The organism is Myxococcus hansupus, assembly GCF_000280925.3.
Classification (GTDB): Bacteria; Myxococcota; Myxococcia; order Myxococcales; family Myxococcaceae; genus Myxococcus; species Myxococcus hansupus.
In genome coordinates, this window is record NZ_CP012109.1 from 3,317,913 (window position 1) to 3,335,459 (window position 17,547).

The following is a 17,547-nucleotide window of genomic DNA, read 5'->3' on the forward strand; positions in this document are numbered from 1 at the left end:
TCATCCCGCCCGAGCCTTCGCATCCGTCACGAGCACTGATGCCGCTGTCCGAGGCGCCCCAGGTGGCGGCGGTACGTAGCCGTTCTCGATGCAGTGATCGAGGTAGACGGGGAGGAGCTGCGCGATCGTCGGACAGTGGATGCCCACGGGAGCCAGGACGCTCCGCGTATAGGTGCAGTCCGCGTACGAGCTCTCCTCGTAGTGAATCTTCCCGAAGATCTCGACGCCGTACTTGAACACCTCCAACGTTTGGCTCTCATAGGGCGCGTCGGTGCCCGGCCGCCGCAATGAACGGTCGGTCGCCATGCGGAAGTAGTCGTCGATGGGAACGAGGCGGATGTCGTAGCCGAAGTCCCGGATGCCATTGACGACGTCGTAGTAGCGCCGGATGTCCGGGTTGGTGAGGTGGTAGGTCTCCCGGTACGACGGCCGCTGAAGCGCCAGGTGAATCATCGCGGCCGTCACGTAGTCGACCGGCGTGATGTCCCAGTGCACGGGGGAGAGCATCGACACGCCCGTGTCGATGACGGTCTTCACGATGTCGTAGTAGACGCCTTTGACGCTGACTTCCGCGAAGGGATACCGGCCGTTGGTGCCGTCGCCCATGATGTTGCCCGGGCGGAAGATGTTCCACACGAGCCCTCGCGAGCTGGCTTCGCGGATGAGCTTCTCCGCCTGGTACTTCGTCTCTTGATAGGGCAGGTGGTCGTAGCCCTGGCCCAGGTCTAGGTCCTTCTCCGTGAAGGGCGGATGGTTGAAGTTGAGCCGGTCCCCCATGGCGCTGAAGCTCGACACGTAGACCATGTATCGGTGCTTCGTCAGGAGCGCGAAGTCCACGACGCGGCGGGTGCCCTCGACGTTGATGGGCGCCAGCGCCTCGTAGAAGGTCACCAGGGTGGTCTTGCCCGCCGCGTGGAACGTGACATCCGTCTCGGCGGCGAGCCGGGCATACGTCTCCGCGTCGAGCCCGAAGCGGTCCAGGGTGACGTCACCTAGCAGCGGCGTGACGCGGCGCTGGAAGGCCTTCGTGAGGCGGCCCTGGGGGTCGTACGTCTGAAGGAAGTAGAGAATGCGCTTCCGTGCCGCATCGACGCTCTCGCCACGCACCAGACAGGCGATGCGTGCCTCCGTGGTGTCGAGGAGGTCATGAAGCAGCTTCCCCCCGAGCACCCCCGTCACCCCCGTGATGAAGATGTGCTGGACGGGGAAGGGCGCGTCCCGCGTGAGTTTCTCCGGCGTGCCGAGGGGGACGGAGGGTTCCGTCGGTGCGCGAGGCTCGACAAGAGGTGTCGGTGTGACGGCGCGTTCCTGGATGTAGCCCGCCTGGACGATGTGCTCCACGAACGTGCGGATGGTCGTGTACTCCTGCATCGCCGTGGCCGGGACGCGAGCACCGTAGAGCTTCATCAACCGGTTGAGCATCCGGACCGACGCGACGGAGTCGAAGCCGAAGTCGAGGAAGTCCGCGTCGAGGTCCAACTCGGACTCAGGCAGCTTCGTCAGCTCCGCGAAGATGCGCGTGACCTGGCTTTCCAACCGCGTGCGCAGGTCATCGGAGGACTCGGCAACGGGGGCGGGTCGCGCTGGTTCGACAGGGGGAGCCGAAGTGTGTCGTGGAGCCGTCATCGTCGCGGGGAGTGGCCGCTGCGCGCGCTGGAACTCCTCGGGCACGATCCAGTACCGCTCCCGCGCGAAGGGGTAGGCGGGCAGACTGACAATCTGGCCCCGCCGTGCGCCGCGCAGCGCTTCCCAGTCGATGATCCAACCCTGCGTCCAGAACTCGCCCAGCCGTGTCAGGTGTCCACGGTCGAAAAGACTCCGCAGATAATCCCTGTCCGTCTCCGTCTCTCCTGGGAGGTCATCGGTCTCCTGGTAGGAGCGCGCGACCGCTGAGAATCCACCAGGGACCTTCTGCCCGGCGAGGAACGTCTCGAGCTGACCCGCCAGTTCTTCGCGAGACCCTGTCACCAGGGCCAGCCGGTGCTCGAAGGCCTCGCGGCCCACCATCAACGTCCAAGCGACATCGGCCAGGGACGTGCGCTGTCCCCGTTCGGTGCGCAGGAAGCGGAGCAGGTTGCCGGCCGCCGCCTCCAGCCGATCCGCACGGCGGGCCGAGAGCAAGATGAGCCGCGGTCCCTCCGGGTCCGCCCGCGCCGTGGTGTCGAGGTGCTCTTCGAGAATCACGTGGGCATTCGACCCGCCCGCGCCAAAGGAGCTGACCGTCGCGAGCCGCGGACGCGTCGCATCCCCCATGGCCCCGCGAAGCCATGGGCGGACGCCGCGCACGAGATAGAAAGGGCTCTGGCCAAAGTCGATGTTCGGATTGACCGTCTCCGCGTGCAGCGAAGGCACGAGCGTCTCGTGTTGGAGCTGGAGCAGTGCCTTGACGATGCCCGTCGCCCCAGCCGCGGCCTCCAGGTGACCGACGTTCGATTTCGCGGACCCGATGGCACAGAACTGCCGGTCCTGCGTGAAGCGCCGGTAGGCCTTCGTCAGCGCGGTGATTTCAATCGGGTCGCCCAGTGAGGTCCCCGTGCCATGCGCCTCCACGTAGCTCACCGCGCGCGGATGGACACCGGCCTGGTCGAGCGCCTCGGAGATGAGGTCCGCCTGCGCATGGGGATTGGGGACGGTGAAGCCGTGGGTGTGTCCGCCGTGGTTGATGGTGCTCGCGCGGATGACGCCGTAGATGCGGTCTCCGTCCGCGCGTGCGTCCTCGAGCGGCTTGAGAATCAGCGCGACCACGCCCTCTCCAGGGACGTAGCCGTCACCCCCCGCGCCGAAGGAGCGGCACCGGCCGTCGCTCGACGCGAACCGGCCATAGGCCATGAGCTGATACTTCCCGGGATGGATGGAGACGTTGACGCCGCCCGCGATGGCGTAGGCGCATTCTCCGCGTCGGAGGCTCTCGCAGGCGAGGTGAACCGCCGTCAGCGACGCGGAGCATGCGGTGTCCACCGCGAAGCTCGGACCGTTGAATCCGAGGTGATACGAGACGCGGTTGGGGACCGCCCAGTATCCCGCGATGGGGATGTCGACGAAGAAGCTGTACTCGCCATAGATGACGCCCGCGAAGACGCCCGCGTCCTTCAAACCGCGCCGCGCCGCGCTGGCCCGGATGCGCTGGGGCGTGTATCCGGCGTCCTCGATGGCGGCCCAGGCCGTCTCCAGGAAGAGCCGCTGTTGCGGGTCCATCGTCTCCGCTTCCTTCGGGGTGATGCTGAAGAAGCGCGGGTCGAACTTGTCGACGTCGGACAGGAAGCCGCCCCATTTCGCGTACGTGGTGCCAGGGGCGTCACGGTCCTCGCTGAGATAGGCCTCGTGGTTCCACCGGTCCTTGGGGACCTCCACGATGCCGTCGCGGCCCGCGAGCAGGTTCTCCCAGAACGCCTCGTTGTCCGAGGCCATGGGGTATCGCCCCGACATGCCAATCACGGCGATGTCCTGATGCTCGGCGTTTCGGGACACCGGGCGAGGCGACGCACGTCGTTCCTTCGTGGGCACGGCATCCTCGTCGTGTGTGGGCGGTGTGGGGGGCACAGCGGCGCTAGGAAGTGGCGCGCGCTCAGGAGGGGCCCCGACCAGCGCGGACAACCTCGCTGGATGGTGCTGGGCGAGGTATCGCGCGAGTTCGTTCACGGTCTGGTACTCGAACAGCAGCGTCTTCGGAAGCGCACCGAAGGCCTCTTCGAGCTGCTGGTTGAAGCGCTGGATGAGGACCGAGTCGATGCCGTACTCCTGCAGCGGCGTCCGGGTTCGGATGCGCTCGGCCGGCAATCGGAACGCGGCCGCGAGCTCTCGCTTCATGAGGTCTTCCGCGAGGCGGACCAGACCTTCGTCGATGGCAGTCATGGTGGATGGGGTGGGACGTGCGTCCGCGGCCGTCACGGGCGCCGAACGAGGGAGTGGGGACTCCGTGATGCGCTGTGACAGGTCCGCCAGGTTCATTCCGACCGTGAAGGCCGAGACATCGAGCGCAGAGCCGAGGTCCTGGTTCAACTGCTCGACCAGGGTCGCGCGAGTCACCTCATCGAACCCCAGTTCCTCCGAGGGCGCGCGGAGGTCGAGCTCTTCCTCCGTGACGCTGAGCAGCCGCGCGGCGGCCCGGAGGACACCTGTTGGAGGCGACCCCACGGGCCTGGCACGGGCCGGCGCCTCTTCATGCGAAGGGAGCGGGGCCTCTGGCAACCAGCAGCGTTCGCGAGCGAAGGCGTAGCCGGGCAGGGGAATCCGGCGCGGCGAGGCGCCTGCATACAGTCCACGGAAATCAAAGGTCGCGCCCGAGACCCATGCGGCACCCGTTGCGTGCAGCTCCGCGTCTGGCGAAAGCGCAAGCGGGGATGACATCGCGTCCGGGTTTGCTTCGCCGTGGTGAACACCGAGCGCGGGCGTGCCCGCTGCCACGGAGGCGAGTCCGTCGCGCAGGGCGTCCACCGAGCCGGCGATGATGGCAACGCGGTGCTCGAAGAGTACGCGTCCGGTTTGTAGCGTCGCCGCGAGGTCATGGAGTGACGTCTGGGGATGCTCCGTGAGGAACCGCGCCAACGCCTTCGCGGACCGGCGGAGCGAGTCCTGGGTCTTCGCGGAGAGGGGGACCAGGACTTTGGAAGGCCTGGTCTCGGGCTGGGCCCTGGCCGAGACGTGCTCTTCGACCACGAGGTGGCAGTTCGTGCCGCTGAAGCCGAACGAGCTGATGGCGGCCCGTCGAGGGCCATGGCTCGTCCAGTCACGCAGCTCCGTGTTGACGAAGAAGGGCGTCTTGTCGAAGTCGATGTGCCGGTTGGGCGTCTGGAAGTGGAGCGACGGGGGAGCTGGCCTTGCCGAAGCGACAGCAGGACCTTGATGAGGCTCGCGACGCCCGCGGCGTGGGATGCGTGCCCGATGTTCGACTTGATGGACCCGATCGCGCAGAACCGCAGGCGGCCGGTCGAACGGCGGAACGCGGCGGTCAGCGCCTCGAGTTCGATGGGGTCTCCCAACCGCGTGCCCGTGCCATGTGTCTCCACATAACCAAGGGTCTCCGGAGGGATGCCGTAGCGCTCGTAGACCTCCGCTTCGAGTTCCTGCTGTGACAGCGAGCTGGGCGCGGTGATGCCGTTGGTTCGCCCGTCCTGGTTGACGGCGGACCCCTTGATGACGCCGTGAATCGGATCGCCATCCTCGAGCGCGCGTGCAAGCGGCTTGAGCACCACGACGCCCACGCCTTCGCCAATCACGAAGCCGTCACCCGCGTCATCAAACGACCTGCACCGCCCCGTGGGGGACAGCATCCCGAGCGACGACGCCAGCAGGTGGTACTCCGGCGTCGTGAAGACCGACACGCCCCCGGCGAGCGCCACTTCACATTCGCCGCTCAGCAAGCTCTGACAGGCTTGATGGAGCGCGACCAGGGAGGACGAGCACGCCGTGTCGACCGCGACGCACGGCCCCTTCAGGTTGAGGAAGTAGGCGACTCGGGCAGGAAGGATGGCGAGGCTGTTGCCCGTGAACACGTGATGCGAGCCCGCGAGACCCCGCTGCCGGACGAGGCTCGCGTAGTCAGGTGAGGTCGCGCCAATGAAGACGCCGCACCGGCGGTTCGACAAGCTCCGAGCATCCAACCCCGCATCCTCCAGTGCCTTCCAGCTCTCTTCGAGGAGCAGGCGCTGCTGCGGATCCATGAAGTCCGCTTCCGCGGGCACGATGTTGAAGAACAGCGGGTCGAACCGGTCCACGTCCGAGAGGTAGCCGCCCCATTTCGAGTACGTTTTGCCCGGCGACGGCGGCCCCGCTTGGAAGTGGTCCTCGATGCGCCAGCGATCAACGGGAATCTCCGTGACGGCATCGTGGCCAGCGCACAGGTTCTTCCACAGCGCGCGATAGTCTCCGGCGCCTGGGAATCGTCCCGCCATTCCGATGACGGCGATGTCCATGGATGCGCCTGGGGCGGAGCGCGGCGCGGCGGGGGCGGGGGCGGGCCGTACGGCCTCTTCCGAGAGGTGTGATGGCGCGGCCGCCTGGGCTCCAAGCGACATGGCATGTCGTGCCAGGGCTCGGACGGACGAATGGTCGAAGAGCACCGTCGGCTTGAGCTCCAGGGCGAATCGCGCGTTGAGCTGGTCGACAATCTTCACCGCCAGCAGGGAGTCGACGCCGTACTCCGAGAACGCCAGGTCGGGCCGAATGTCGTCGACGGTCGTCCCAAGCCCGGCGGCGACGATCGCGGCGACCTCACGCTCCAGCGTTGCCGGTGTCCCTGGCTGAGGGCCGCCGCTCGACGGAGCGGCCGTCGAGTGGGTGGGTTTCGTGAGCGGGATGCTCGCGGGTTGCTTCGATGGACGCCCGTCGTTCGCCGCCAGGATGACGCGTTGGCTGGGGTCCGGGTCGGCGGAGAGCCCGGGGCCGTAGGCCATGACGTGGCTGTAGCCACTGCGCAGCAGCGCCGTACGCCAGCCCTCCGAGGAGAGCAGCGGGGAGTTCGGGATGCGCCGTTCGGGGTCGCGGTAGCGATGCCAGCCCTCAAGCAGCCCGAACGTGAGTGCCAGCACCTCTGTGTTCGTGGTCGCCTCACCGAGGACCAGGAGCCCGTCGCTGACGAGGAGGTTCTTGACCCTGCCCAACGCCTCATCGACGTCCGAGGCGACATGCAATGCATTCGCGGCGAAGACCACGTCGAAGCTGTTCGGCGTGAACCCCTGCGCGGCCGGGTCCTTCTCGATGTCGAGGCTGCGAAACCGTGCGAACGGATACGCATTGCCAAAGGTCTCCCGGCCATGGGCGACGAAGCCATCGGCGACATCGGTGTAATGCGCCTCGACGTCGACACCCAGGCTGGCGAGTGCCTCGAACACCGGGCCGGAGGTTCCACCCGTCCCAGCGCCAACCTCCAGGACACGAACGGGTCGCCGGCCCGCCGAGGCGCGGAGTTTCACGGCGGTCGAGATGAGCCGGGCCATGAGCGCGTTGGTGAACGCGTAGGAGCGGCTGCCTCGGTAGATGGCGCTGGTCAGCTCCAGGCTCGCGGCGGGAAAGAGCACGCTCGTCGCCGAGCGCTCGCCCCGCAGTGTTTCAGGGTACGCCGCGAGGCAGGTGTCGAGCAGCCGCACATACGGTGCTGTTTCAGGGTGCCGCTCCAAGAGTGTCGAGCGCAGCTCGGACGGTGACCGAGATGCTCCCGTCGAACGGAGGCCCGTGTCCGTGCGTTCGAGGTAGCCATGGCGTTCGAGAACCTCCAGGCATGCGGCGAGGAAGCGGTCGAACCGAGGCTGCAGGCGCAAGCGCTCCTTCAGGGCCCGCGCCGTGGTGAAGTGTCCCGTGGGAGGCAGCCCGAGGTCACTGAGTCGCGCATGGAGCGCCGCCGCCGAGTACTCCGCCAGCAGCGGTCCACCGGCTTCAAGGGCCTCCGAGGTGGGCGTGAGCGAAGCTTCGAAGGCGCGTTGGACGTCGGTGGTGAAGCGAGGAGGTTCGACCCAGAATCGCTTGCGCTCGAAAGGGATTCCCGGGACGGGGACCCGGCGAACGGGGCCACGAGAGAGGGCGCGCCAATCCATCCGGGTTCCTCGGACCCACAGCTCGGCGGCGCCATCGAGGTCACCGGCGACGTACCGATCCTGGAGCAGACGCTCATCCCCGGGAGAGGTCGCGGCGCCGTGGTGGATGCCACCCTGGCCCTTCAGGTATCGCTCCAGTTGTGCGGCGGCATCCCCCGCGCTCGAAGCGACGAGCGCGAGCCGCATCTCTCGCTCTGGGCGTCCCACCCGCAGCGTTCGAGCGACGTCTGCGAAGTCCTCCGCGCCGAGGGTCTGAAGGAAGCGCACCAGGAGGTCCGTGTAGCGGCGTAGCTGCGCTTCGGACCTCGCGGACAGGACGAACAGCTCCCGGTCCGAGGGGCGCGCCGTCGGCTGACCCCGTTCGATGTGTTCCTCGAGGACGACGTGCGCGTTGGAGCCTCCGGCGCCAAAGGAGCTGACGCCAGCGCGGCGAGGAAGCACTCCGTTCGCACCCTCCATCCGGGGCCATGGTTCGGAGGCCTGGGGCACACGGAAGGGTGTCGATGCGAAGTCGATGGTCGGGTTGAGCGCCGCGGAATGAAGGGAGGGCGCAATCCGGCCGTGCCGAAGCTGGAGCAGGGCTCGCGTCACGGCTGCGACGCCCGCCGCTGCTTCGAGGTGCCCGATGTTCGACTTCACCGAACCGATGGGCAGCGGATGGGTGCGCCCCGCGAAGGCGCGGCTGAGCCCGACCACCTCGACCGGGTCCCCGAGCGCGGTCCCTGTTCCGTGGGCCTCGATGTAGCCGATGCTGTCGGGCGTGGCGTCCGCAGCTTCGAGCGCTCGGCGGATGGCATCTGCCTGCGCGGTGGGGTGGGGCACGGTGTATCCGGCCGCGCGCCCCCCGTGATTGATCGCCGTGCCGCGAATGACACCGTGAACGGTGTCACCGTCCGCGAGCGCCTGATCGAGCCGCTTGAGGAACAGGGCTCCAACACCCTCGCCCGGGACGTAACCATCACCGCCCTCTCCGAAGGAGCGGCACCGCCCATCGGAGGAGGTCATGTTCATTTGCCGGAGCAGCAGATACTTGTCCGGGTGGAGCAGCAGGTTGACGCCACCCGCGATGGCCGCGTCACATTCACCTCGGGCGAGGCTGGCGCAGGCGAGGTGGATGGCCGTCAGCGATGAAGAGCACGCGGTGTCCACCGCCATGCTCGGGCCCACGAAGTCGAAGAAGTACGAGACCCGGTTCGCGACGGAAGAGAAGAGTGACGACGTGGCGACGGGGGTGGCGTGGCGCGCCGCCTCCGCGCCGACGAGCCGGTAGTCCCCCCACATGACGCCGACGAAGACGCCGACCCGGTTCCTCGGGGCCGTGAAGTCATCCGGTTGGTAGCCCGCGTGCTCGACCGCGCGATAGGCCGTCTCCAGAAACAGTCGTTCTTGAGGGTCGATGAGCGGCGCGGTCCCCGGAGGAATCCGGAAGAAGAGCGGGTCGAACTGGTCCACTTCGGACAGGAAGCCGCCGAACCCGCACAGCGGGTTGCCATCCCCTGGATACGCGTTGGAGGGCCAACGCTCGGGCGGCACTTCCGTCACGCTGTCTCGGCCTGCCTCGAGGTTCGCCCAGAATGCGTCCACGTCCTCGGCGCCGGGGTATCTGCCGCTGAGCCCCACCACGGCGATGTCGACGCGGTGGTTCGCCACGGGAGCCGCGGGCTTTGGGCGTTGAACGCCGAGGTGTGCCTGAAGCCGTTCCGTGTCGCCCCAGGCGACGGCGAGTTGGGGCCGGGCGCCGCCAAGGCACGCATCGAGCAGGTCCAGCCCGGCTTCATCGGGAAGCAGGCTCAGGCCCGTGCTCCGCCGAAGCGCGTCCGCGTGCGCGGCGGAAACACTCATGCCTCCATCGCGCCAGAGAGGCCAGTTGATGCTGACGGTCCGCCAGGCGTGTTCGCCTCGGTGACGCTGGGCCTCGCATTCCTCCGCGAAGGCATCGAGGAATCGGTTCGCCGCCGCGTAGTCACTCTGCCCGGGATTCCCGATGACCGCGGACAGCGATGAGAACAGGACGAGCCATTCGAGGTCATTGTCCACCGCACGCACCAGATTCAGCGCACCGGCGACCTTGGGGCGCATGACGGCCGCCGCCGATTCATTGGGCGTTCCTCGCAGGAAGCCATCCTTGAGGACGCCTGCCGCGTGGATGATGGCGTGAAGGCCGCCGAAGCGTTCGCGAGCGCGCCGCACCACGTCCCGAGCTTCTGTTTCAACGGACACGTCGGCGCGGAAGTAGACCGCTTCACCACCGAGTGACCGGAGCTCCTCGCAGAAGGACGCTGCCTCCGTGTTTCGCTCATGGCGTCCCGTCAGGACGATTCGCGCCCGGTGCCGCGTGGCCAGACGACGCGCGATACGGCGCCCCAGCCCACCAATGCCCCCGGTGATGAGGACCACGGCCTCATCACGCAGCACCGCGTCAGCGCGCGGCGCGGCCACGGGAGCGAGCCTGCGGACCTCGCGGCGGCCCTGTGTGTAGCGAACCTCTGTGTCCGGTGCATCGAGCGAGACCTCGCGCGCCGTGAGGCCGAGCAGCTCACGCGCACTGGGGGCGTCGAGGAGCACGCTCCGCATGCTGGGATGCTTGAGCTCTAGCCGCGTCGAACGCGCAAGTCCCCCCAGTGCCGCTGCGCACGTCCGGCCCGACGCGGTCTCAGCGGGAAGGACCGCCAGCAGCCGGTCACTCACGGACGGCAGATGGGCGAGCGTCCTCGCCAGTTCTCGAAAGGGCAGGAGGACGGACTCGAGGCTCGCGGCCCCGGCGAATTCGCTCGCGCGGAGATCGCCATACCCCCAGCAGTAGAGGGTCACGTCGAAGGGGGGCTGGCTTGCTTGAAGCTGCCGGATGACGCGGTGCAGGTCCTCCGGTTCAGCGGCGTTGACGGTGAACGTGTCCCCATTCGCGCTGAAGTGCGTGCCCCGGCGGACGCGCACCACGGAGGCCCCGGGCGGGACGTCCAGGGTCAGCCCTTCGTCCTCGAACAGGAGGATGCGCTCCAGGGGACGGGCTTCCGCCGCTGGCAACGCAGCGGACTCCCAGTCGAAGCCCAGGAACAGTGCTCCATCGTTCGCCGCCGAGGACGTCTCCTCGCTCCGAGGCTTCGCGTCGGGCGACTGGGGCGCCTTTGGCAACTGGTACTGGTCACCCAGCTCGGTGTCGAGGTACCCGGCGAGCGCGTCGAGCGTCTGGTACTCGAAGAGCAGGGTCGGGTAGAGCGCTTTGCCTGCGCGGCCCTCCAGGGCCCTGGCGACTTCGAGGAGATGGGAAGACTCGAGCCCCAGGTCGTAGAACCCGATGTTGCCCGTGACCTCCGCGCGCGGGCGTTGGCAGAGCGCGGCGATGATGTCTCGCAAGTCCTCCGCGATGGCCGCGCGCCGGGTGCTCCGGGTCGGAGTCTCCGTTGTCGCGGACGCGGTGGGCCGTTCCTCGCGCACCGGGTGCGGTGCGGGACGGGTTCCATTGGAAGTGCCTGTGAGTCGCCGAATCAGGTCCGTGCTGCGGACTCGCTTGACGGTGAGCCGTTCGAACTCGGCGATGAGCGCGCCGTGTGCATCGAAGAGCCACAGGTCTGCTTCGAGGACGTCCTTCTCCCGAACGGCGGGACCCACACGTGCTTCGACGTACACCGTGTCTCCCGAGGGTCCCCACGCGCGGAAGGCCTGGATGAACATCGGAATGTAGGCGCAGTCCGCTTCGCCCTCGGTGGGGAATCCGGCGAAGGGAATGAGGGTCGAAGTGTCGAGGAACGCCGGGTGGAGATAGAAGTCCTCTCGCTGGAGCGAAGCCTCCTCACCCAGGGTCAGCTTCGCGACCACTCGGTCTCCGGCCGTGTACACGGTACCCGAGGTCCGCATGAAGCCACGGTGCTCGATGCCCAGCCGTTCGGTCCTGGCATAGAGCGTCTCCATCGGAGCGCCTTCCCCCAGTGACTCGATGTCGAACCGCCGCGTGGGCCGCGCGCGCTCCAGCTCTTGGAGCGAGCACGAGGCGATGGCCTCCTCGTTGCCGACCTCCTGTTCGTTCGCGACCCGCTGTGCGCTGATGCGGACGCGGGTGGCGCGGGCCTCCGGCTCAGCGCGAAAGTAGATGCGTTGGTCGAAATCCCCGGTCAGCGCGACGGGCGTTTCGAACAGGATGTCGCGCAGCTCCAGGTGACTGGGCGCGACCCCACTGGCATGCGCGATGCGGCAGAGCCCGTCCAGGTAGACCACGCCAGGCAGGATGCGGACTCCGTGGACGCGGTGGTCCCGGACCACGGCATCGTCGTGGCGAAGCAGGGTCTGGGCGCTCGCGATGTCGATACTCGTCATGGGGCTTGGGCTCACGGCGCGGAGACTCGGTTCACTCGGCTGGGCGCGATGGGCTCGAACCGGAGCATGGCCGGGGCGCGGGCCTCGTTCCGTGGCCTCGCGGGGAGCAGGTATCGCTGTTTCGAGAATGCAGGCGCGGGCAGGGGGGCCCGGCCGGGTTCGGTTCCGTCAGGACGCTCTTCGAGGACCATGTGGCAGTTCGTTCCACCGAAGCCGAACGCGCTGATTCCGGCGCGCCTGGGGTGGCCCTCCACCGCGTGCCAGTCGCGCAGATCGCGGTTGACGTAGAAGGGCGACTCGCTGAACGCGAAGCGAGGGTTGGGGCGCTCACAGTGAAGCGTGGGGGGCAGTTGCTTCCTGTCCAGGGCGAGCGCTGTCTTCACCAGCCCCGCGATGCCCGCGGCGGACAACAGATGGCCGATGTTGGTCTTCACGCTGCCCACGGCGCAGAAGCCCCGTGCTTCCGTGGCCCGTTTGAACACCGTGGCCAGCGCCTTGAGCTCAATGGGGTCACCGATCATCGTCCCGGTGCCGTGCGCTTCCACGTAGGACAGCGTGTTGGCGGTGACGCCCGCCTTCGCGAGCGCCGCTTCGATGACCTCGACCTGGGCCTCCATGTTCGGAGTCGTGATGCCCATCGTGCGGCCGTCGTTGTTCACAGCCGAGCCTCGGATGACGGCGTGGATGCGGTCGCCATCGCGCAGGGCGTCGTCCAAGCGCTTCAACAGCAAGGCGCCCGCGCCTTCGCCTGGCACGAAGCCGTTCGCCCGTTCATCGAACGTGTGGCAGCGCCCATCCGGCGAGAGCGCCCCTGCCGCGCTCAGGGTCAGGTAGGGAAGTTCATCGAGGATGAGGTCCACACCTCCGGCCAGCGCTGCTTCGATTTCACCCTCGCGGAGCGCCTGGCAGGCGAGGTGGACGCTCACGAGCGACGACGAACACGCCGTGTCGATGACCAGGTTGTTTCCACGCCAGTTGAAGTAGTCAGAGATGCGCGCGCCGATGAAGTTCTGTCCGATGCCGACAATCGTGCTCTTCTCTGGCTGCTCGATACGGTTCGGGTACGCCCCGGTGCGTGCCCCGATGTAGACGCCGACCTTTCGGTTCGACAGCTCCTCACGGGAGTACCCCGCATCGAGTGTCGCCAGGAGCGACGTCTCCAGCATCAGCCGCTGGAGCGGGTCCATCTGGATCGCGAATGACTCGCTGATGCGGAAGTAGGCGGGGTCGAACAGGTCGATGCCGTCGACGAAGCCTCCCCATTTGCTGTTCGTGCGCCCGGGGCCCGGCTGGGGTGAATAGAACCGGCCTGCGTCCCAGCGCTCCGTCGGGACTTCTCGAATGGCGCTCGTGCCGTGCGCCAGCGTCTCCCAAAACCGCGCTGTGTCGGCTCCACCGGGAAAACGGCAGGCCATGCCCACGATGGCGATGGGCACGGTGGCACGGGAGGGACTTGGGGGCCGAGGCGGCTCGGCGTGGTGCTTGACCGGCGGCTGGACGAACGCGCCCGTGGAATGCACGGGTGCGGACGGTGCGGCCACCTCGGTGACGAATCTCGATGGGTGGCGCTCCGCGAGGAACGCCGAGAGTGTGCCGAGGGTGGGGTACTCCAGAAGGAAACCCGGCTCAATGGGCGCGCCCACGAGGGTTTCAATCTGCTTCACCGCGGAGGCGATGAGCACCGAGTCCACGCCGTACTCTTCGAAACGGACATCCCCCTTGAGCCGCGCCGGATCAAGCTTCAGCTCGGCCGCGAACAGGTGCAGGAGCGCGTCGAAGGCGTGGGATTTGGCGGAGGCGTCGCTCGCCACCCTGGGCGCGCTTGCAGGCGTCGCGGGACGAGGCGCCTGCGACGAAGCCGCGCTGGCGAGCAGCGTGGACGCGTCGAAGTCGCTCGCGGCGAGACAGGGGAGGACGACGGGCGCGTTGTCGATGCCCAGGACGCGCTCGAAGAGCGAGAAACCTTGTTCGACTGAAAGCGCCGCGAGTTGGGCACCTCGATAGGCCGCCGTCGTCGTCTCTCCAAAACCAGCGTCCCGGAATGAAGGCCAGTTCAGCGCGCGAAACCCGGTGCGTCCGTGACGGTGCTGGTACTCCGCGAAGCGGTCGAGGAACGCGTTCGCGAGCGCATAGTCCGAAAGTCCCACCGCGAGGTTGGGGACGATGGATGCCACGGAGGAGAAGAGGACAAAGAAGTCGGGCTGGTCGTCCTCGAGCAAGTCCGCAAGGACCTGCGTGCCACCCAGCTTGGGTTCGAGCACCCGGCCGATGCCCTCGGGGCTCTTGTGCAGGAACGCGGGGCTTTCATCCGAAACCGTCCCCGCGCAGTGCAGCACGCCGGCGACAGGCCCCAGGGTCGACCGCACGTCGTCGAAGAATCGGCGGAGGGCCCCGCGGTCTAGCAGGGGCCCCGTGTAGACGCGGACCTCTGCCCCCCGTGCTTCCAGCTCCAGCAGCGCGCGCACCTTGCGACCGTCCACGGATTCGTCAGCCGCGACCCGCTGCCACGCCGCTCGGGGTGGGAGGGTCTGGGCTCCCAGCAGCGCCAGTTTCCGTGCCCCACGTTCGACGAGCATCCGTGCGAAGCCCGCGCCCAGTCCGCGTGTCCCTCCGCTGATGACGTAGGTCTTGTCCGGTGACACTTGAAGGCGTTGCGCCAGCGGCAGCTCGCGGAGCGTCAGCGCCTCACGCCGACCCTTCCGGTATCGCGCCTGCCGGGCGTCGGTTCCAGGCGTCCGGACATCGGTGGCCTCCTGGGCCAGCAAGGCGAACAGGTGCTCCGGGGGCAGGTCCGCGTGTTCCACATCGACGCTGCGGACGGTGACGCCTCGGTACTCGCCGGAGAGCGCCGTCACCAGTCCATGGATGGGGGCGCCGGTCAGCGTCTCGCCTGAGAGCAAACCCGCCGTGACGTGGAGGAGCAGGAGCGACCGGGTGTCTCGGCCAGCCAGGAGCCCCTGGTAGAACCCCATCCGGCCCGGATGGACCTGACCGCCGTCATCGGAGCGCGTGAGGTCGCAGAGGTCGAGCAGTCCATCGACGCCGTGCGCTTCCGCGACCAGTTCACGTGCCAACGCGGCCGCGGCCTGGAAGTCGTCTCGCGCCAGGGCGGGCCTGCCAGAGGCGGTGCTCCGGCTGACACGGCCCACTTCGACGACATGCCGTTCGCTGGCGGCCAAGGAGAGCAGGTGCTCGCGGAAGGACGCGGACGCGGAGGCATCGTGCAGGATGATGAGGCGCCGCCTGTTCAGCGGTCCCTGCGCGGCCTCGGTGAGGGGCGCTTCTTGCCAGACGCGTCCAAAGCAGCGCTCGACGAGGCCAGATGGCCCTGCGTCCTGCTTCGCCCGTGGCGGTGGGAACTTCGCTTCGGCGGGCGTGGTTTCGAACCAGAAGCGCTCTCGTGCGAAGGGATACCCGGGCAGGGGGATTCTTCTGCCGCCATTGGGACGGAGCTGTGCCCAGTCGATGTCCGAACCGGACGTCCAGAACGCGGCGAGCCGTTCCAGCTTCCCACGCTCGAAGAGGCTGGCGACGTAGGCCCGGTCTTCCGCATCGGCGCCGCTGAGCCGGGGGCCCTTCGTGGCTTCCTCGCTGATGTACACCTGCTCCGCGCGTTCATCTCCGGCGACGAACGCCGCGAGCTTCGAGCGCAGGTCCTCGTGGTCGCGGACGATCAGCGCCAAGCGGTCTGGCATGGCCTCGCGACCCACCTGCAAGGTGTGCGCAATCTCGCTGAGCGGTGGCCGGTAGGTCTCCAGTGCATCGCGGAGCTTCGCGGCGTACTCCCGAAGCCGTTCACGGTTCTTCGCGGAGAGCAGGATGAGTTCACGCCCCGAGGGAGCGGGAGCTGCACCTCGCCGCGTATCAACGTACTCCTCGATGACGACGTGTCCGTTGGAGCCCCCCGCACCGAAGGAGCTCACCGTTGCGCGTCGAGGCGCCTCCTGGCCATTGGCTAGCACGGGGCGCCGCCAGGGCGTCAGCGCGGTGACGACGTGGAAGGGCGAGTTGTCGAAGTCGATCGCGGGGTTGAGCGGGGTGCTGTGAAGCGACGGTGCCAACGTCTGGTGTTCGAGCTGCAAGAGCACCTTCGTCAGCGCGGCGATTCCGGCGGCGGCTTCCAGGTGCCCGATGTTCGACTTCACCGAGCCCATGGGGCACACCCCGATGCCCGTCAGGTGTCCCTGGAACGCCTGATGGAGCCCGGCCATCTCGATGGGGTCTCCCAGCGAGGTCCCCGTCCCGTGGGCCTCGACGTAGCTGATGGTCGCCGGGTCCACGTCCGCTCGCTTCAGCGCCCTGCGAATCAGCGCCGCCTGTGCGTTCGGGTTCGGGACGGTGAAGCCATTCGCCCGCCCGCCGTGATTGAGGGCGGTGCCTTTGATGACGGCGTAGATGGGGTCGCCATCGCGCTCCGCGTCCTCGAGCCGGCGGAGGACCACCGCTCCCACGCCTTCGCCGGGCACGTAACCATCCCCGCCTTCGCCAAAGCTCCGGCACCGGCCCTCACCCGAGAGAAACCGCCAGTTCCCCAACGTGAGGTACTTGTACGGGTGGGTGGAGAGATTGACCCCGCCCGCCAGGGCCAGGCGGCACTCGCCGCTGCGCAGGCTCTCACACGCTAGGTGCAGCGCCGTCAGCGACGACGAGCACGCCGTGTCCACCGCCATGCTCGGGCCCTGGAAGTCGAAGAAGTAGGAGACGCGATTCGCGATGACCCAATGGGCCGCCACGGGGAGCGCCTCGTGGCCCAGGCGCACCTGTTCAGGGCCGTGGAGCTGGTAGGTGTCCCACATCACGCCAACGAAGACGCCGGCTTCCTCCGGCGCGATGCCGCTGCGGCGCAGGCCCGCCCGGGCGTACCCCGCGTCTTCGAGCGCGCTCCACGCTGTTTGGAGGAACAGGCGCTCCTGCGGGTCCAGGATCTCCGCCTCGCGCGGCGAGATGTTGAAGAAGAGCGGGTCGAACATGTCCGCGTCCTCGACGAACCCGCCCCACTTGCTGATGGCGGTTCCCTTCGTGCCCGCCACCGGATGGAAGTAACGCTCCCAATCCCAGCGCTCGCGGGGAATCTCGGTGATGCAGTCACGGCCTTCCGAGAGGACGCGCCAGTACTCTTCGAGGTTCCGCGCGCCCGGGTAGCGGCCGCTCACTCCGACAATGGCGATGTCCCCCGAAAATGACGGCGCGTACGAGGCTCGGGGCTGCTCCCGGGGGCTGGGCGGAGCGACTGGCGCGGGAACGGGCGCCCGAGGCTTCACCGGCTCGGGAGCCACTGGCCGCGCTTCCAGCAGCGCGCGCATCCGGTCCCCGTGGCTCTCCGCGAAGTAGGTGGCCAGCGCGTCGAGGGTGGGGTGCTCGAAGAAGAGCGTGGGAAACAGCTCCATCCCCAGCGCCCGTTCGAGGTGCTGGGTCGCCGAGAGCAGCGATGCCGAGCTCGCGCCCAGGCTCATGAACGCGCTGTCGGCGGGAATCTCCCCGTGAAGTTGAAGCACCTGCCGGAGCCGGGTTTCGAGATACCGGAAGACCTGCTCGTGCAGCGATGACGACGTCAGCTCGGCGTCGCGGGCCTCGGTGGGCCGGGGCGCGTCTGGCGCGGAGGACTGCAGCTCCAGTCGGGCCAGGAGTTCCATCGCCGCCTCGACCGAGAGCTCCTTGCGTGCGACGCGCTCGTAGATGTCCCGTTCACTCAGACTCATGTCGGTGT

The 17,547-nt window shown here is 68.0% G+C and carries 2 protein-coding genes and 1 pseudogene; all 3 read right to left on the reverse strand.

Annotated features, from left to right (window positions below; translation table 11 throughout):
* A complete protein-coding gene (locus A176_RS13055; protein WP_420811435.1) occupies positions 1-4,911 on the reverse strand; it encodes a beta-ketoacyl synthase N-terminal-like domain-containing protein in 4,911 nt (1,636 codons plus the stop codon).
* Positions 4,815-11,840, reverse strand: a pseudogene (locus A176_RS13060) (SDR family NAD(P)-dependent oxidoreductase); the annotation flags it as partial. The pseudogene A176_RS13060 and the gene A176_RS13055, both read right to left, overlap by 97 nt.
* Before the next feature lie 11 nt (positions 11,841-11,851).
* Complete coding sequence (locus tag A176_RS13065) at positions 11,852-17,539, reverse strand: beta-ketoacyl synthase N-terminal-like domain-containing protein (RefSeq protein WP_002638485.1); 5,688 nt, start codon at positions 17,537-17,539, stop codon at positions 11,852-11,854.
* Positions 17,540-17,547: the final 8 nt, after the last annotated feature.

Bases quoted from the DNA above. Each gene is read 5' to 3' on its own strand.
- A176_RS13065 (WP_002638485.1), bottom strand. From the start codon at position 17,539: ATGAGTCTGAGTGAACGGGACATCTACGAGCGCGTCGCACGCAAGGAG.